14 protein-coding genes are annotated in these 16,506 nt (G+C 34.2%); 5 read left to right on the top strand and 9 right to left on the bottom strand.

What is annotated here, in order from left to right; all coding sequences use genetic code 11:
* Positions 1-3 precede the first annotated feature (3 nt).
* Positions 4-462, top strand: coding sequence for a hypothetical protein (locus J2X31_RS12085; protein WP_310027031.1), 459 nt, complete (start codon positions 4-6; stop codon positions 460-462).
* Positions 463-760: 298 nt separating this feature from the next.
* Positions 761-1,747, top strand: coding sequence for a fasciclin domain-containing protein (locus J2X31_RS12080; protein ID WP_310027029.1), 987 nt, complete (start codon positions 761-763; stop codon positions 1,745-1,747).
* An 89-nt stretch (positions 1,748-1,836) separates the two neighbouring features.
* Here the strand turns inward: J2X31_RS12080 and yidC are convergent, their stop codons facing one another.
* The 8 genes from yidC to guaA form a co-directional block, all read right to left on the bottom strand.
* Entirely contained in the window at positions 1,837-3,744 is a 1,908-nt protein-coding gene (gene yidC / locus J2X31_RS12075; protein WP_310027028.1) for a membrane protein insertase YidC, read from the bottom strand.
* Between the two features lie 341 nt (positions 3,745-4,085).
* Positions 4,086-5,699, bottom strand: coding sequence for a CTP synthase (pyrG, locus tag J2X31_RS12070; protein WP_310027026.1), 1,614 nt, complete (start codon positions 5,697-5,699; stop codon positions 4,086-4,088).
* 90 nt (positions 5,700-5,789) lie between these two features.
* The gene (locus J2X31_RS12065; RefSeq protein WP_310027024.1) at positions 5,790-6,023 is read right to left on the bottom strand and encodes a DUF3820 family protein; all 234 of its coding nucleotides are present in this window, start codon (positions 6,021-6,023) and stop codon (positions 5,790-5,792) included.
* 17 nt (positions 6,024-6,040) lie between these two features.
* Positions 6,041-6,322, bottom strand: a complete 282-nt coding sequence (locus J2X31_RS12060) for a Txe/YoeB family addiction module toxin (protein ID WP_310027022.1) — start codon at positions 6,320-6,322, stop codon at positions 6,041-6,043.
* On the bottom strand, positions 6,307-6,516 hold the full coding sequence (locus tag J2X31_RS12055) for a DUF2683 family protein (RefSeq protein ID WP_310027020.1): 210 nt from the start codon (positions 6,514-6,516) through the stop codon (positions 6,307-6,309). Before J2X31_RS12055 ends, J2X31_RS12060 begins: the two co-directional genes overlap by 16 nt.
* 55 nt (positions 6,517-6,571) lie before the next feature.
* Positions 6,572-6,973 (bottom strand): OsmC family protein, encoded by a 402-nt coding sequence (locus tag J2X31_RS12050; protein WP_310027018.1) that lies wholly within the window; start codon positions 6,971-6,973, stop codon positions 6,572-6,574.
* 59 nt (positions 6,974-7,032) lie between these two features.
* Positions 7,033-8,985 carry a LysM peptidoglycan-binding domain-containing protein gene (locus J2X31_RS12045; RefSeq protein ID WP_310027016.1) on the bottom strand — a complete coding sequence of 651 codons (1,953 nt, stop codon included), beginning with the start codon at positions 8,983-8,985 and terminating at the stop codon, positions 7,033-7,035.
* A 73-nt stretch (positions 8,986-9,058) separates the two neighbouring features.
* Positions 9,059-10,588, bottom strand: coding sequence for a glutamine-hydrolyzing GMP synthase (gene guaA, locus J2X31_RS12040; RefSeq protein WP_310027015.1), 1,530 nt, complete (start codon positions 10,586-10,588; stop codon positions 9,059-9,061).
* 336 nt (positions 10,589-10,924) lie between these two features.
* On the opposite strand from guaA, the gene J2X31_RS12035 reads away from it, so the two are divergent.
* From J2X31_RS12035 to J2X31_RS12025, 3 genes are all read left to right on the top strand, one after another.
* Positions 10,925-12,118: a sensor histidine kinase gene (locus tag J2X31_RS12035; RefSeq protein ID WP_310027014.1), complete on the top strand. Its 1,194-nt coding sequence runs from the start codon at positions 10,925-10,927 to the stop codon at positions 12,116-12,118.
* Positions 12,115-12,840, top strand: a complete 726-nt coding sequence (locus tag J2X31_RS12030; protein WP_310027013.1) for a LytR/AlgR family response regulator transcription factor — start codon at positions 12,115-12,117, stop codon at positions 12,838-12,840. Before J2X31_RS12035 ends, J2X31_RS12030 begins: the two co-directional genes overlap by 4 nt.
* Positions 12,841-12,957: 117 nt before the next feature.
* Complete coding sequence (locus J2X31_RS12025; RefSeq protein WP_310027012.1) at positions 12,958-15,615, top strand: T9SS type B sorting domain-containing protein; 2,658 nt, start codon at positions 12,958-12,960, stop codon at positions 15,613-15,615.
* A gap of 195 nt (positions 15,616-15,810) precedes the next feature.
* Here the strand turns inward: J2X31_RS12025 and J2X31_RS12020 are convergent, their stop codons facing one another.
* On the bottom strand, positions 15,811-16,506 hold the full coding sequence (locus tag J2X31_RS12020; protein WP_310027011.1) for a porin family protein: 696 nt from the start codon (positions 16,504-16,506) through the stop codon (positions 15,811-15,813).

Below are 16,506 nucleotides of genomic sequence, written 5' to 3'. Positions count from 1 at the left end.
ATCATGAAAACAATTACAAAATTTTTAAGTGTGCTTTTAATAGCAAGTCTGTCTTTCTCGTGCTCTAGCGATAGTGAAGGAGATGAAACTGGTGGCGACCCAATTATTGGAAGATGGAAACAAGTTAGTGCTTCCGAAAACGGAGTTGCATTGACACTAAACGCTTGTGATTTACAAGAAGAAGCGGAATTTAAAATAGGAGGAATCTTTTTATCGCTAGATTACGACCTTGTTGATGGGGAATGTATTCTAAATGATCCCAACGAACCTGGAATAACTATTGAAACTAAATGGGTTAATATAGCAACCAACTCCTACAAGGTTAATTTTTATATCAACGGGCAAATTTCTCCGTATGCTTTAGAATTCACTACTGTATTTTCCAACAATAACAACACAGTAACTACTACTGCAACCGAAGAAGATGGCGATATTGTGGTTTCCACTATGAATAGAATATAATCCAAATTGAAAGCCAGTGAAAGAATTTTACTGGCTTTTTTAATTTCGACTAAAATTTTTATTCAAAACTTCGAACTTTTTTAACTTTTGTTGCCTTTATTACATTCGAATCATATCTATCAATAATTTAAAAAAAACCTTGCTTTCCCTATGGTAACGGATTTTTCTGTTTTAAAGCCACTTTATTTTATCTTCTACTTGTTTAAACAACTAATAATTTTTTGTTTAACTTTTTAATAAATAGATTAAACAAAAAGTATTTCTCTTTAAATTTGATAAACCTTAAAATTTACACAATATGAAAAAGTTTATCAAATTTAAAAACCTAGCCATTACCGCCTTGACGGTATTATTTTTAACCTCCTGCAGTAATGACGATAACGGTCCTGTCGTTGTTCCAGAGCAAACCATCGTAGATATTGCTGTTGCAAATCCTGACTTCAGTATTTTGGTTCAGGCATTGACCAAGGCAAATTTGGTTACAACTTTAGACGGAGATGGTCCATTTACGGTTTTTGCACCAACAAATGCCGCTTTTACAGCTTTCCTTTCGGCAAATGGATTCGCAAATTTGGATGCGGTTCCTCCTGCTGTTTTGAAAGAAGTGTTATTGAATCATGTTGTAGCAGGCAAAAATCTTTCAACTGATTTATCAACTGGTTATGTGAAAACACTTGGAAAAGGAAGTGCTTCTACCTCAAACACTTTAAGCATGTTTGTAAATACAACAAATGGGGTTGTATTGAATGGAGGAACAACAAATGGTGGAGCTACTGTTACTACTGCTAATATTCAAGCCAGTAATGGTGTGATTCACGTTGTAAATGGCGTTATCGGATTGCCAACCATTGTAAATCATGCAATTGCAAATCCAAGCTTTGGAATTTTAGTTCAAGCCCTGACCCGAAATGACCAACCGGATTTTGTTGGGATTTTGTCTGGAACTACAAGTTCTCCATTCACGGTTTTTGCTCCAACAGATGAAGCTTTTGTAGATTTATTGGCTGAATTGGAATTGTCTTCTTTGGCAGGTGTTCCTCAAGCCATATTGGAAAACACATTAAAGTATCATGTCGTTACTGAAGCAAATGTCTTGTCTACAGCATTAACTAATAATCAATCTGTAACTACATTTCAAGGAGGAACTTTCACTGTTGAATTACCTAGTTCAGGGCCTCAAATTAGAGATGCAAACGACAGAGTGAGTTTGATTATCGCTACAGATGTTCAAGCTTCGAATGGTGTAGTTCATGCAATCGATAAAGTTATATTACCTGGTTCATAAATAAAGATTAGTTTTTTCTTTTAGTTTGTTTAACTGAAAAAAGCATCCGTTTTTTGGCGGATGCTTTTTGATTTTATATTATAAAGAAATTATTTCTTGCCTTTTTGTTGTGCCTTTTGAGCTTCGGCTTGTTCCATCATTTCTCTCATTTTCTTTTGGAATTTTCCTTCCGCTTTTGGCTTTGCCTTATTTTCCTGAATTTGAGCGTGAATTTTCTTCTCGTCAACGATATAATTCTTGATAACCAACATAATTCCGATTGTAATTGTGTTTGAAATAAAGTAGTATAAACTCAATCCTGAAGCATAGTTATTGAAGAAAAACAACATCATCAAAGGCGAAATATAAATCATCACTTTCATGATTTTCCCCATATCCGGCATTCCTTCCTGTTGTGGAGCCGACATCTGTTGATCGCCCGTTGTCATTTTCATATAGAAAAAGATGGCGATTGAAGCCAAAATTGGAAACAAACTCACGTGGTTTCCGTAGAATGGAATGTAAAATGGCAAATTGATTACCGCATCAAAAGAAGATAAATCGTTTGCCCAAAGGAAACTTTTCTGTCTCAAATCGATTGCTGATGGGAAGAATTGGAATAAGGCATAGAAAACCGGAATCTGCATCAAAGCTGGCAAACATCCTGCCATTGGGTTTACTCCTGCTTTATTGTAAAGCTTCATCGTTTCCTGTTGCTTTTTCATCGGGTCGTTTTTGAACTTCTCTCCCAATTCTGCAATTTCTGGTCGTAAAACCTTCATTTTTGCCTGAGATAAATACGATTTATAGGTTACCGGCGACATTACCAATCTTACCAAGATAGTAAACACAATAATCACGATTCCGAAAGAACCGATGAAAGAGCTCAAGAAATCATAAGTTGGAATAAACACATAACGGTTGATCCATCCGAAGATTCCCCAACCTAATGGAATAATCTCATCAAGATTTCTTTTATAATTGTTTAGAATTCTATAATCCGATGGACCATAATACCAGTTCATATTGTAGTTTACTTCTCCACCTTTGAAAGCCAATGGCAAGACTGCTTTGAAATTTTTAGTGAAAACCGTATCAATTTCTTCGTCCTTAACCAAATTTTCTGATGTAAGTTTTGCAGAAGCAAATGGCGTATCCGTCAATAAAATGGATGTAAAGAAATGTTGTTTGAAAGCAATATATGTCACATCCGAAGGATTTTCTTCTGAAAGACCACTTTGTCCTGTATAATCGTCTTTTCCGTCTTCGTATTCAAAAACGATTTCGGCATAACGGTTTTCGTAGGTTACACTTTTTTCGTTTCGGTAGGTTTTTAAATTCCATTCCAAATCAATTGGTTTGGAAGTATTCAAAACTGAATTCATTCCTTGTGTACGGACAGAAAAATCGAGCATATACTCGTTTGGTTTCAAGACGTAACGGTATTCCAAGAAAGCACTTGCACTTGATTTCAAACGCATTGTCAAGACTTGATTAGCACCTTCTTTGGTTAAAGTTGGTTCGAAAAACAAGTTTTTAGTATCCAAAGAACGGTTGTCTTGTGTTTGCAGTTTCAAGTTCAAACTTGCGTTGTTGTCCTTGATGATTTTTACCAAACTACCTGAACCTTTTTCGAATTGTTCGTAGTTTTTTACGGTAGCATCCACAATATATCCACCTTTGTTGGCTATTTTTAAGGAAAGTAAATCGTTTTCTATGGTTGTGAAATCATTTTTTGCTGATGGAAGAGTTGCGGAATAGGCAAAGTTTCCTAGAGAACCTTTCAGTTTTGCAAGTTGTGCAGCATCGGCTACTGTTGAATCCGTAATAGTAACAACGGCTGTTTCTTTTGTGGCAACTTCTTGATTTTTTGCTTCTTTGTCTATTTGCTCTTGTTTTGCTTTTTTATCGGCAAGTTCTTTTTCTGAAGGCTGGTTTTGGAACATTATCCAAACCATGATTCCGAAAATTAATGCAAACCCAATTATTGAATTGAGGTCAAACTTTTTTTCTTCCATTTTTATTTTTGTTTCACTTATATGTGTTTCCTGTTTTTGATTGGAAACTTTTATTTTGAAAACGTTAGACGTTTTGTTTTTGAACCATTAAGAAATTAAGTCTTTTAAACTTAAAACTTGTTTTTTTAAATTTTAAACCATTAAGAAATTAAGCTTCATTAAGAAAATGAGAACTTGATTCTTAGTTTTTTGGAACCATTCTGAAAACGAGAATGGATTTTTATCTAGCCCTGATTGGAGTGGAAATCCTTTTTTCTCGCTTCTTTAGCGAGGAAAAAGATTGGGAACGGAAAGCAGGAATGACGATTCCTAAAATGCCTTCTGTTTCGCTCCTGATTCTACTACTTCTGCTTTGCTTTTACGGTTGCTTCTACGAAACTCACGAAAAGTGGATGCGGATTGGCAACTGTACTCTTGTATTCCGGGTGGTATTGAACGCCGATGAAAAACGGATGTTTCTCGATTTCGACGATTTCTACCAAGCCTGTGTCAGGATTTACACCCGAAGCTTTCAAGCCTGCTTTTTCCAATTTCTCCAGATATTCACCGTTGAACTCGTATCTATGACGGTGTCTTTCGAGAATTGTTACAGCATTGTATATTTTATGTGCCAAGGTATTTTCCTTGATGTCGCATTTCCAAGCTCCAAGACGCATTGTTCCGCCTTTGTCGGTGATAGTTTTTTGCTCTTCCATTAGGTCGATAACCGGATGTGAAGTTCCCATATTCATCTCGGTCGAATTGGCATCTGAAAGTCCGAGAACGTTTCTAGAATATTCAATTACAGCCATTTGCATTCCGAGACAAATTCCGAAAAATGGAATGTTATTTTCACGGGCATAACGAACGGCTTCGATTTTTCCTTCGATTCCTCTTTCGCCAAAACCTGGAGCTACCAAGATTCCGTCGAGACCTTCGAATTTTTGAGCAACATTCGATGCATCGATGTATTCTGAATGCACGGAAACCACGTTTACTTTGGTTTCGTTTGCAGCACCTGCGTGAATGAATGCTTCCAAAATTGACTTGTATGAATCCTGCAATTCTACATATTTCCCAATCAGACCGATGTTTACGATGTGTTTTGGGTTTTTTAATCTGTGCAAAAATACATTCCAGTTTTTTAAATCTGGAGTCGCTTTTTTAGGCAAATCGAGTTTCTTCAAGGCAACGACATCTAATCCTTCTTCAAGCATTAAATTTGGCACTTCGTAAATCGTTGAAGCATCGATGGATTGAATAACGGCTTCCCGTTTTACGTTGCAAAACAAGGCTAATTTTTGGCGTAATTCGTCTGAAAGTTCGTGTTCTGTTCTGCAAACTAGAATATCGGCTTTTATTCCGCTTTCCATTAATGTTTTAACGGAATGCTGGGTTGGTTTTGTTTTCAATTCTCCAGCTGCAGCCAAAAATGGCACAAGCGTTAAATGGATTACAATTCCGTTGTTTTCTCCTAATTCCCATACTAATTGACGAACCGATTCGATGTAAGGCAATGATTCGATATCTCCTACGGTTCCTCCTATTTCGGTAATCACGATGTCAAACTCGCCTGTGTTGCCCAACAATTGCATTCTGTCTTTGATTTCGTTGGTAATATGCGGTACGACTTGTACGGTTTTTCCAAGAAATTCTCCTCTTCTTTCCTTTTCGATTACAGAAAGATAGACTCTTCCTGTGGTAACGTTGTTGGCTTGCGATGTAGGAACATTTAGAAATCTTTCGTAGTGTCCTAGATCCAAATCGGTTTCGGCTCCATCATCTGTTACATAACATTCTCCGTGTTCATAAGGATTTAATGTCCCTGGATCAACGTTGATGTAAGGGTCAAATTTTTGGATGGTTGTCCTGTAACCTCTGGCTTGCAATAATTTTGCTAGAGAAGCTGCGATAATTCCCTTTCCCAAGGAAGATGTCACACCGCCTGTAACAAAAATATATTTCGTTTGATTCATTGTGTTGTTGTTTGTGTAGTTGTGTAAAAAACGTGGCAAAAGTAGTGAATTTAATTCGATTTCAAATCTTCAAATTGCCAAATCCTCAAATTATAGCGGTTTTGGATATTGCTTTTTGATGTTTCGGATAAGTTCCTCCAGTCCGTTGAGTTTTAGCTCGTAGATAAGTTGCAGTTGCTGTCCAAGTTCCCCTTTTGGAAACCCCTTGTTGCTGTACCAGACGATGTAATATTCTGGAATATCAATCAGGTGCCAACCTTCGTATTTGCCGAAAGGCATTTTGGTATGGGCTAGTTTTATGAGTTTTTGTTGGTCTGGGTTCAAGGGCGTTTTTCAGTAATTTATTTATCGGAATAATGTCCCATTGCGGAAATGACATACACTGTTACAATGCTTTCGTCATCACTATAAATCATTCGATGCTCTTTGTTTATTCGTCGAGACCAAAAACCAAGAAGGTTGTATTTCAATTGTTCAGGTTTTCCTTCTCCAGTAAAAGGAGTTTCTTTCAATTCGCTAAATATCTTGTCAATCTTATTATTAATAGCTTTATTTCCTGACTTCTTATGTTTTTCTAGTTCCTTAATTGCACTTTCAGAAAACTTGACTAAATACTTTCCCATATTGATTTAGTTTCAATAGCTACAAATTTTTCTTCAGCAACTCGTTTCTTAACCATTTCAACAAACTCAGGTTTATAAGGACTTTTATTTTCTACAATTTCAACACCTTTGTGTTCTTGTACAAATAATTCCAGCAAGGATTTGAACGTTTTTCCTGCTTTGGTTTTTTCGTTTATTTTGATTGTTACTTCCATATCAATTTCATTTTCGTTCTACAAAGATAAGTAATTTCAAAGATGCCTTGTAATTCTACTTCCAATTAAAACTAACTTCTTTTTCAATATCTGGATGTAAGCTCAACAAAACCGGACAATGCATTGCCGCTCTTTCCAAAATAGTCCTTGTCTTTTCATCAGCTGGAACCGACATATTCATTACAATTACAATTTTGGCGATTTTTCTTGGTTCGGCTTGCATAATCTTGGTTACTTCAACTGTTGAACCTTCCAAATCCACATTTAAATCCTTTGATTTTATTGCCATTATCGAAACCATACAGCTTCCTAATGCATTGGCCAATAAATCAGTTGGAGAAAATGCCTCGCCTCTTCCGTGGTTGTCAGTTGGTGCATCTGAAAGGATTTCAGTTCCCGATTGTAAATGAACGGATGAAGTTCTTAATTCTCCTAGATAGGTTACTTTTGAAGTCATATTATTCAATTAAAAATTAAAAATTGGGAATTAAAAATTCCTAAATTGTGTTCAAAAACTTAATTGGCTACTTTAACAGATAAATCGGTATCGAAATAAAGAATGTAAAAACCATCATTGATATAGGCTTTTCCATCTTTTTTTCCATACTCAAATTTGTTTTCTACTTGTTCGGTCGTGGCTGTTTCCAAAGTTTCAACAAACGGCTGTTCTTGCGACAAACGAAGTAAGGCATCAAAGGTTATATCAAAACCTCGTGTTGCATATTGATTTGGAAAAACTTTATTTACCTCTTTGTATTTCTTTTCAAAAATTTGAGCTTCTGGGCTGTCATTTTCCCTAGCAAGAGAAGGATAAAGAAGATTTAATTTTGCCAAATTAGCTGTCACAATTTCATCTGAATCCAGTTTTTCGTTTGGTTCCAAGATAACTAATTGTATCTGATAATCTGCCATTGAAGCCACGAGTGTATTCATAATTATTTTAATCATGTAGGTGTTTGCGGTTTCCAAAACCACAAAATTCTTTTGATTTTTAAGCAATAATGATTTCAAACTTTCAAGCGAAATATTCCCCTTCTCATCAAAAGAAACAAACTTTACATTTTTATGATTTTCAGTGATGTACTTCTTTGTAGAAACCTTTTTTGGATCAATAACACCAACAATATTTGCCGCTTTTGAATTCATATAATCAAACATTGCATCCCTCATATATTCAGCAGAAGGCATTGTTTGGATTAGATTTTCGTATAAAATTCCTGTTTCCTTGGATAAAGGCGACATTACAGGAACCTTATTTTTACTTAGAATTCCAGCCGTTTTTTCAACATTAGATTGATAGAATGGCCCGATAACCAAATCGGTTTCTTGAAGATTATTTTGCTGGATAATTGTTGCAATACTTGAAGAATTTTTGGTTTCTTGAGAATCAAAAATCTTGACATCTACATTTAAATTTAAGATTTTAGCCGAATCAATTGCCATCAAAGCGCCGGAATAAAAATCTAGCGTCATGTTCAAGAACTTGTCTTTTTTAAGCCTTGAAGAAGTAGAATTTACGGTATCGCTTTGAATTTTAGAGATATTGAAAGGCAATAACAACGTCAGTTTTTTTCTATTGGCAGTGTTTACCGTTTTTGTCAAATCGGCGAAAGCCCTATCTGAATTAGCAATTCTTTCATTATCTGGAAGATTCAAAACCATTCCTTCTTTTAAACCATTTTCCAATTCAGGGTTCAACTTGATTAGGTTTTCTTTAGAAATCCCTAGCTTTTTAGAAATACCAAATAGTGTTTCTTTGGATTGCACTACATAACCAATTTTTTCAACATCAACCGTTTTGGTTTGTGGCTTGGTTTCAATTTCAACCTTTTTTTCTTCTTGTTTGGCAATAGTTTTCGAACCTGCTGGAATTTTCAATCGAAATCCAATTTGAAGTCCGTCTTTAATTTCAGGGTTGCTGTTTTCTAGCTCTTCAACTGAAATTCCGTATTGTTTTGCAATGGAATATTTGGTTTCCTTGGCTTCAACTTGATGGATAGAAGGATTTTTTGAATCTTTATCTTGTTTCTTATCTTGTTTTTTATCTAATTGAGGAACAGTTGCAAGTTCTTTCTTAACAGGAATTGCAATCGTACTTCCCACTTTCAAGCCTTCGGTTTTTAGACTTTGATTGGCTTTTTCAATTTCTTCTACCGAAACATTATACAATTTTGACAAACCATAAAGGGTTTCTTTTGCCGCAACAGTATGTGTTTTGGTTGTAGCGTCAGGTTTTTCTATGATGATGGCACCATTTCCCTTTGGAATCAGCAAGACCATATCCGGTTTCAATCCGTTTTGAGAATCGGGATTAAGATTGTAGATATTGGCTGGTGTAACTTTATACTTTTGGGCGATCTTGGTAACCGTTTCACCTTTTTCTACAGTGTGTTTAATAAAATTATCCTGTGCAAAAGCTGTTGCTGAAAGCAAAAGGAATGAGGCAAATACTAAAAGGTGCTTCTTCATAAAATGTATTGTTAAAAAAGATTTTAGCATTCCTTCTCAAAAAAAGAGCCAGAATGCTAAAATTTAAAAATATTTATTCCCACTCAATAGTTGCTGGTGGTTTTGAGCTGATGTCATATACAACTCTATTTACACCTTTCACTTTATTGATGATGTCATTTGATACTTTCATCAGGAAATCATAAGGCAAATGAACCCAGTCGGCCGTCATTCCGTCAGTAGACTCTACCGCTCTCAAAGCAACAACCTTCTCATAAGTTCTTTCATCACCCATAACTCCAACGCTGTTTACAGGTAAAAGGATTGCTCCAGCCTGCCAAACTTTGTCGTATAATCCCCAAGATTTCAATCCGTCGATAAAAACGGCATCAACTTCTTGTAAGATACGGACTTTTTCCGGAGTAATATCTCCTAAAATTCGAATTGATAATCCAGGTCCTGGGAAAGGATGTCTTCCTAATAACGCTGGATCGATTCCTAATGTTGCACCAACTCTCCTAACTTCGTCCTTGAACAACATTCGAAGCGGTTCAACAATTTTCAATTTCATAAAATCGGGCAAACCTCCTACATTGTGGTGTGATTTTATGGTTGCCGATGGTCCTTTTACCGAAACCGATTCGATTACGTCAGGATAAATTGTTCCTTGAGCCAACCATTTTACGTCATCGCTGATTTTTGACTCATCATCAAAAACTTCGATAAAGACACGTCCGATGGTTTTTCTTTTCGTCTCAGGATCACTAATTCCAGCCAATTCATCTAAAAAGCGTGAAGAAGCATCCACTCCTTTCACGTTCAAGCCCATATCTTTATATTGATGTAAAACGCTTTCGAATTCGTTTTTGCGTAAAAGTCCGTTGTTTACAAAAATACAATGCAAATTTGGACCAATTGCCTGATGTAATAAAACCGCAGCCACAGTTGAATCTACTCCTCCAGAAAGTCCTAAAACTACTTTATCGTTTTGAATTTTCTCTTTCAATTCGGCAACCATTTCCTCTACAAAGGCATTTGGTGTGAAATTTTGAGGAACTTCGGCAATTTTCACTAGGAAGTTCTCTAACATTTGTTTTCCATCCGTAGAATGATATACTTCCGGATGAAACTGAATTCCATAAGTTGATTCTCCTTCAATTTTAAAGGCTGCATTTTCTACATCGTGAGTACTTGCCAATTTGACACCGTTTGTTGGTAAATTTTTAATGGTATCACTGTGGCTCATCCAAACCTGAGAATTTTGCGAAACACCTTCGAAGAAAGTTTCGTTTTCTTTGATGAAGGACAAATTTGCTCTTCCATATTCTCTGGTGTTTGATGGTGCAACTTCGCCTCCGCTGAAATGCGAAAGGTATTGGGCTCCATAACAAACGGCAAGTAAAGGCATTTTACCGCGAATCTGAGATAAATCAGGATGTGGAGCATCTTCTCCACGAACAGAAAATGGACTTCCTGAAAGGATTACGGCTTTAAAACTTGATAAATCACTCGGGAAATGATTGTAAGGGAAAATTTCGCAGAATATATTTAATTCGCGAACTCGTCGGGCAATAAGTTGTGTGTATTGCGATCCGAAATCTAAAATAAGTACGTTGTGTTGCATGTGCAAAAATAACTTTTATAATCGGAATTCAAAATTGGTTTTTTTGATTTTTTTTGAAACCTTTTTTTACCGTTCACTTGCGAATTTGTGCGTTTCACTATCTTTATTTTTTTGGTATAAAAAAATTGGATCACTTTTGATTGAAATTTTAAATCTGTAGTTATGAAATCCTTCAAGAAATTTGTTTTTATTACTTTGATTCCGATTGTTTTCATCGTTATTTTTGCAATAATTAACAGGAAATCTTTAGAAGATATACGTCATTTTCATATCAATCTTTTTGTATTGAGCTTCTTTAGTATAATCTCATTTTGCTATGTTTATATTTATGAAAATTTGAATCATAAAAAAATCAAACCCTTAAAAACCTACAGCTTTTCTATCGTAAGTGTCTTTACAATTACCTTACTGTTTTCTCTTTTTTGGAGATATTTTCTATTTCATAATTCTAATTATGATGTTGCTTTTTTACAATCAACATTAGCGGTTTGTATCTTTTTACTAATTGTATTTGTTATTGAGATATACAAAAGATCACTTCAAAAAGAGGTAATCATAATAAATCAAAAACCAATATTTTTTTTCTCAATATTCCTAAAAATTGTCCTCATTGTAAGTTTTCTTCTTTTTATAATGATTGTTAGTCCTTTGCTAAATCGATTTCCTCTTCCTAAAATAGTTGATATGACTGGCAGAGTTTGTCTTTTTAGCTTACAATTTACATTGATTTCATTTATAGCCCTAAGGATGTTTTATAATTTTGATTATTTCAGAAAAAAAATTGTGATTGGCGTATTTTTAGCTTCAGTAGTTTCAAGTTTCCTGAATCTGTTTTTAAATTTTTTCTGGGGAGAAAACGGTATTCTTCACTTTTCACTTTTCTTCTTGATTTGTCTATTTTGCTGTTCATTAACAGTTATTATGCTTGTTTACAACAACAAAATCCAAAAATTATCTTTATCCTTTTCTAAAAAAGAAACGGAATACTTACAACTCAAAAACCAAATCAATCCGCATTTCTTGTTTAATAATCTGAATACTTTAATTGCATTTATCGAAACCAATCCGCAAAAGGCAATAGCATTTGGGCATCATTTGTCAAACGTTTATCGCCATTATTTAAAAAATGATGATAATGATTTTGTTCATTTAAAGGATGAGCTACAATTCATTTTAGAATATCAGGCTATTTTTAAAGCTAAATTTGAAAGCGGTTTTGCTTTTGAAATTGAAAATGAAGCTTCTCCAACTCAATATATCTTATCCTTATCATTACAAGAACTGATTAACAATATCTTCAAACATAACATTTTAGATACACAAAATCCTATTGCTATCAAAATTTCTATTCATCGAAACGAATTGATTATCAGAAATACCAAGATTAAAAAAGAAACAGTTCATTCAACCAAAAAAGGATTGGAAAACATCAATAAAAGATATGAGTTGCTGACCAAAAAAGAAATTACGGTAACTGACAACGATACCTTTTTTGAAGTAAAAATCCCCATCTTACACTTAACAAAATGACAGCATTAATCATTGAAGATGAAATTCCCGCCGGAAAACGACTCGAAAAATTGCTCTTGGAAAATGGATTTGTTGTTTTGAGCCAATTGCATTCGGTCAAATCGGTTTTAATTTGGTTCAAGGAAAATAATATGCCCGATTATGTCTTTATGGATATTGAATTGGCGGATGGAAAATGCTTTGAGATTTTTGAAAAAACTAAAATCGAATCAAAAGTCATTTTCACGACAGCTTATGATGAATATGCATTGAAAGCCTTTGATTATAATGCAATCGACTATTTATTAAAACCAATTGATGGAGGAAAGCTAAAGAAAATGCTCTCGAAAGTTGATGTTTTTAAAGAACATTTTCTTGCTGATTTGGAATCCGTAAAGAACAATTTATCAAACACTTATAAAAAGTCTTTTTTGGTTGCTACACCAAAAGGAATAAAAAAAATTATGACCGATGAAATCATTGGTTTTGTATCTGAAAATAATGCAACGTTCCTGATAACTGATAAAAATTTTAAGGCTCCCGTACATTCATCTTTAGAAAAACTCGAAACGGAGCTTGATGGCAAACAGTTCTTTAGAATCAATCGAAAACATATCATCAACAAAAAATTTATTTCGGAAATCAATTATAAAAATGAAGTTGTAATTAATTCATTATCATTAATTTCATTAAAAATTAGTCGGTTAAAGATGAAGGCTTTTAAAGAATGGCTGAAACAATAAATCGGTAATAGAATTTGAAAAATATTCCAAAATAAATCTGTTTTTTCTGACAATCCGTTTTTTTTCTTTAACTTCGCTAAATACAGATTTTAAACCCCACATTCAAGCAGTAACTTTATGCGTTTCATACAATTACATACAAAAATTGGTTTTATACTTTTTTTTCTAATAGTATTTCAATCCAATTCCTTTGGACAGGATTTTGAATGGGTGTATAATACCCTAAAAACGAATTCTGCAAATGATCTTGGTGGTTATAGTTCTATTTCAGATCTACTAATCGACGATCAAGATAATATGTATATTGCAATAGATTGTGATGGACTTCAGGATTTTAGTAATGGGGCTGGTTCTCTAGTTTTTGATACTGGACTACTCCATTCTTTTATTGTGAAACTAGATAAAAATAAAAACATCATCTGGTTTAGGCGTTTTAATTTTAATGTAAATACCAGTGCAATGCGACTTTATTTGGATGCAAATCAAAACTTGTTAATTACAGTTTATACATACAATATATTTGGTAGTTCTTACATTGATTTGAATCCTGATCCAGGTCAACAAGAAACTTTAATAGATCCTACTATCCCTACTCCCACCAACTATAATTCTTCTGCAATAATCAAATTAAATTCAGACGGAAATTATCTAAACGGCAAATATTATCAAAACTCTTCTTTTGGTAGGTTGCTTTTCGATTCTAATCAGAATATTATTGCCGGTGTGAGTGAAAGAATACAAAATTTTCCCATGCTAGCAATTCACAAGGCTAAAGTTCTCAAATTAGACGAAAATTTAAATGAAATCTGGGTGAATGAGCTAGATGCTCCAGCATCTACTATTTCAAAATTAACCATCGAAAGTAACGACGATATTATTCTTATAGGACGTTACACTAATTTTATAAATTTTGGTGGCGAAAATTATCAAAATGATAGTTCTCTTTTTAAAGGTAAAATAAGTTCAGATGGTAATGAGGAATGGTTTTTAGAACTACCTTTTTTTATATACCAAAATAATCCATCAATCGTCAATGATAAGCTTTATTTTTCTTCTGGATATGATGCCTCATCTACTTTTGTCTTTCAAAATACCACTATTGCTAATTTACCCTTTGAAGAAGGAAATGGACATCCTGTTGTTATTTTTACAACCGATTTAGATGAAAACTATATTTCCCATCTCACATTATCTGGCTTAAATGACACATATGTGGCAGATATATTTTCTTTTACCGTAAATGAATTTGATGAATTTATTATTACTTCAAAAACAAATGATCGACTTTCTATAAAAAATAGTGATAATGAAGAAATTGCCTCGATAATATCCGATGAAAAAACTATTCTACTAAAAATGAGTGCTTCACTTGAATTGATCAATTACATTGAGTTAGACCATGATGTTAGAGAGCTGCAAGTAGATAGCGAAAACAACATTATCATGTATGGTCGTTTTAGATGGATTGTCGATTTTGACCCTCATGCTATAAACGAATACATCATTGAAAGTAATGGTAGGGAGAAATTATTTTTATTGAAATTGAACTATTGTGAAGCGTTTCCGCCAACGGGTGATGACCTCATCTTTTGTTCGGGTGAAAACCCAACCGTTGCAGATTTGAAGGCAAATGAATATAATGTTAGCTGGTATGCAAGCTTAAATTCTACAGTTAAATTGGAAAACAACATCCCATTGGAAGATGGACAAACCTATTATGCCGAAAAAAACGAGGAGAGAAATTGTCCACAAGTAGTAGGCCGGCTTGCAGTTTTAGTTACAATAATACCAAATCCACCACCTCCAACATTAGCCTCAATTCAACCCTGCTACACTAGCAATTTACGTTTAGAAGATGTAAATGTCGAAGGAACGAATATCGCATTTTATGAAACTTTAACAACTAAAGTAAAATTGAGCACTACAACCGCTGTTGATCCTAATGCTACTTATTATATGAGCCAAACTGTATCAGGTTGTGAGAGCGAAAGAGTACCATTCAACATTCCAGCCCAAAGTAGTGTAGCTGTAACAGATTATACTCTAAATCTTTGTGATTCCGACCGAAACAATTTCGAGCAATTAAATTTATCAAATTACATCTCCTTTCTTTTAGATGGAAATCCTAACGATTATAACATTTCCTACCACAACAGCCTTGTGGATGCTGAAAATGGTTCAAATCCAATTCAAAATTTTGAAGCATTTCAGGCAAACGCTCAAAATATCTATGTAAGATTCCTTTACAATGACTATTCCTGCTATCAAATTGCAACACTGACAATTTCTTTGATTTTTCCGCCAGAAATTACAGAAATCATCACCAAAGATGGAACAGTAGCTAACAATTCAATCACTGTCCTTCCTGCAAATCCTCAATATTTGTATTCGATTGATGGGATACACTATCAAACTAGCAACGTTTTCGAGAATGTTCTTGCAGGAGAATATTTGGTGTATGTAAAAGACGTTTTGGAAGCTTGTGCTGAAGTTACTGAACAAGTGTATCTCCTAACCTATCCTAGGTTTTTCACTCCAAACGGCGATGGCTACAATGATTTCTGGAAAATAAAATATGCCCAATTTCAATTTGCTGTTGATGTGGAAATTTATGATCGCTATGGAAATCTCCTCACGTCTTTCGACAAAAACAGTCCAGGATGGGATGGAAAATACAATGGCGAGAATCTTCCCTCAACGGATTATTGGTTCAAGGTAACACGTTTCTTAGACAAAAAAGTAATCCATAAAGGACATTTTTCTTTGAAAAGATAAGCCTTTCCTCCTTTACCGTATGCGACTTCAAATAATTCCTCCATTTTTAATGCAATTCGGTATCAAAGCATATCATTTTCCAGTTGTATAAATATTAGTTTTTGTATGCAAACAGCTATTAAAACACTTAATGACTGCCAAAAAAAAGCTTCTAAATTTTACTTTAGAAGCTTTTTTTTGAAGATTAAGTAACTTTTATTCGTAACCAAACAGCTTATTTAATCGATAGCTAACCACAAGTGAAAGTGACTGCACTTTACCATCCAAAGCTGGCCCTGTATATCGATTATTTTCATCATAACTATTTGTCTGAACATCTTGCAAAACATTATTCAATCCCAGTGTATATCTCAAATCAAATTTAAAGTCATTGTAACCTCCTGTTAGCCCAATTCCCGCACCGTAATTAAATTTTGATAGTGACGTTAGATCATATGAGCTCAAAATATGAGGTAAATAATACTCATCTCCAGGGGCAACATTTTTTTGGGGCTTCAATTCTCCTCCTCCAAATGAGAAATTAACACCTACTTGTGGACCAATATAAAATTTGTCCTCATCTGGTAAAATGACATAATAATTAAAAAAGAATCCTACATCGGAAGTATTGCGATCTAACTTAGCACTTCCCGATGATTGATAATCGGCATCAATCGTTGGTAAATCAAATGTACTTTTATTTTGAAAAAATTCGATTTGATAATTATAGGTTTCATGATATCCAAAGGTAAAAACAATTCCATATTTGTAACCTAGTGCTGCACTGTTTTGTAAATCATCGGATTGAAGACCCGAATAATTCCCTCCTGCTGATAGTGAAAATCCCTGAGGTGCTTGTGCCTGAATGCTAAATGATAATAAAAAAATTATAAAAAATGTAAAGTATTTCAT

Origin of the sequence: Flavobacterium arsenatis, from assembly GCF_031456785.1 — a bacterium.
In the GTDB taxonomy this organism is placed as follows: domain Bacteria; phylum Bacteroidota; class Bacteroidia; order Flavobacteriales; family Flavobacteriaceae; genus Flavobacterium; species Flavobacterium arsenatis.
The sequence above is the reverse complement of the archived record's forward strand: the minus strand, read 5'-3'. Positions and strand labels throughout refer to the sequence as shown.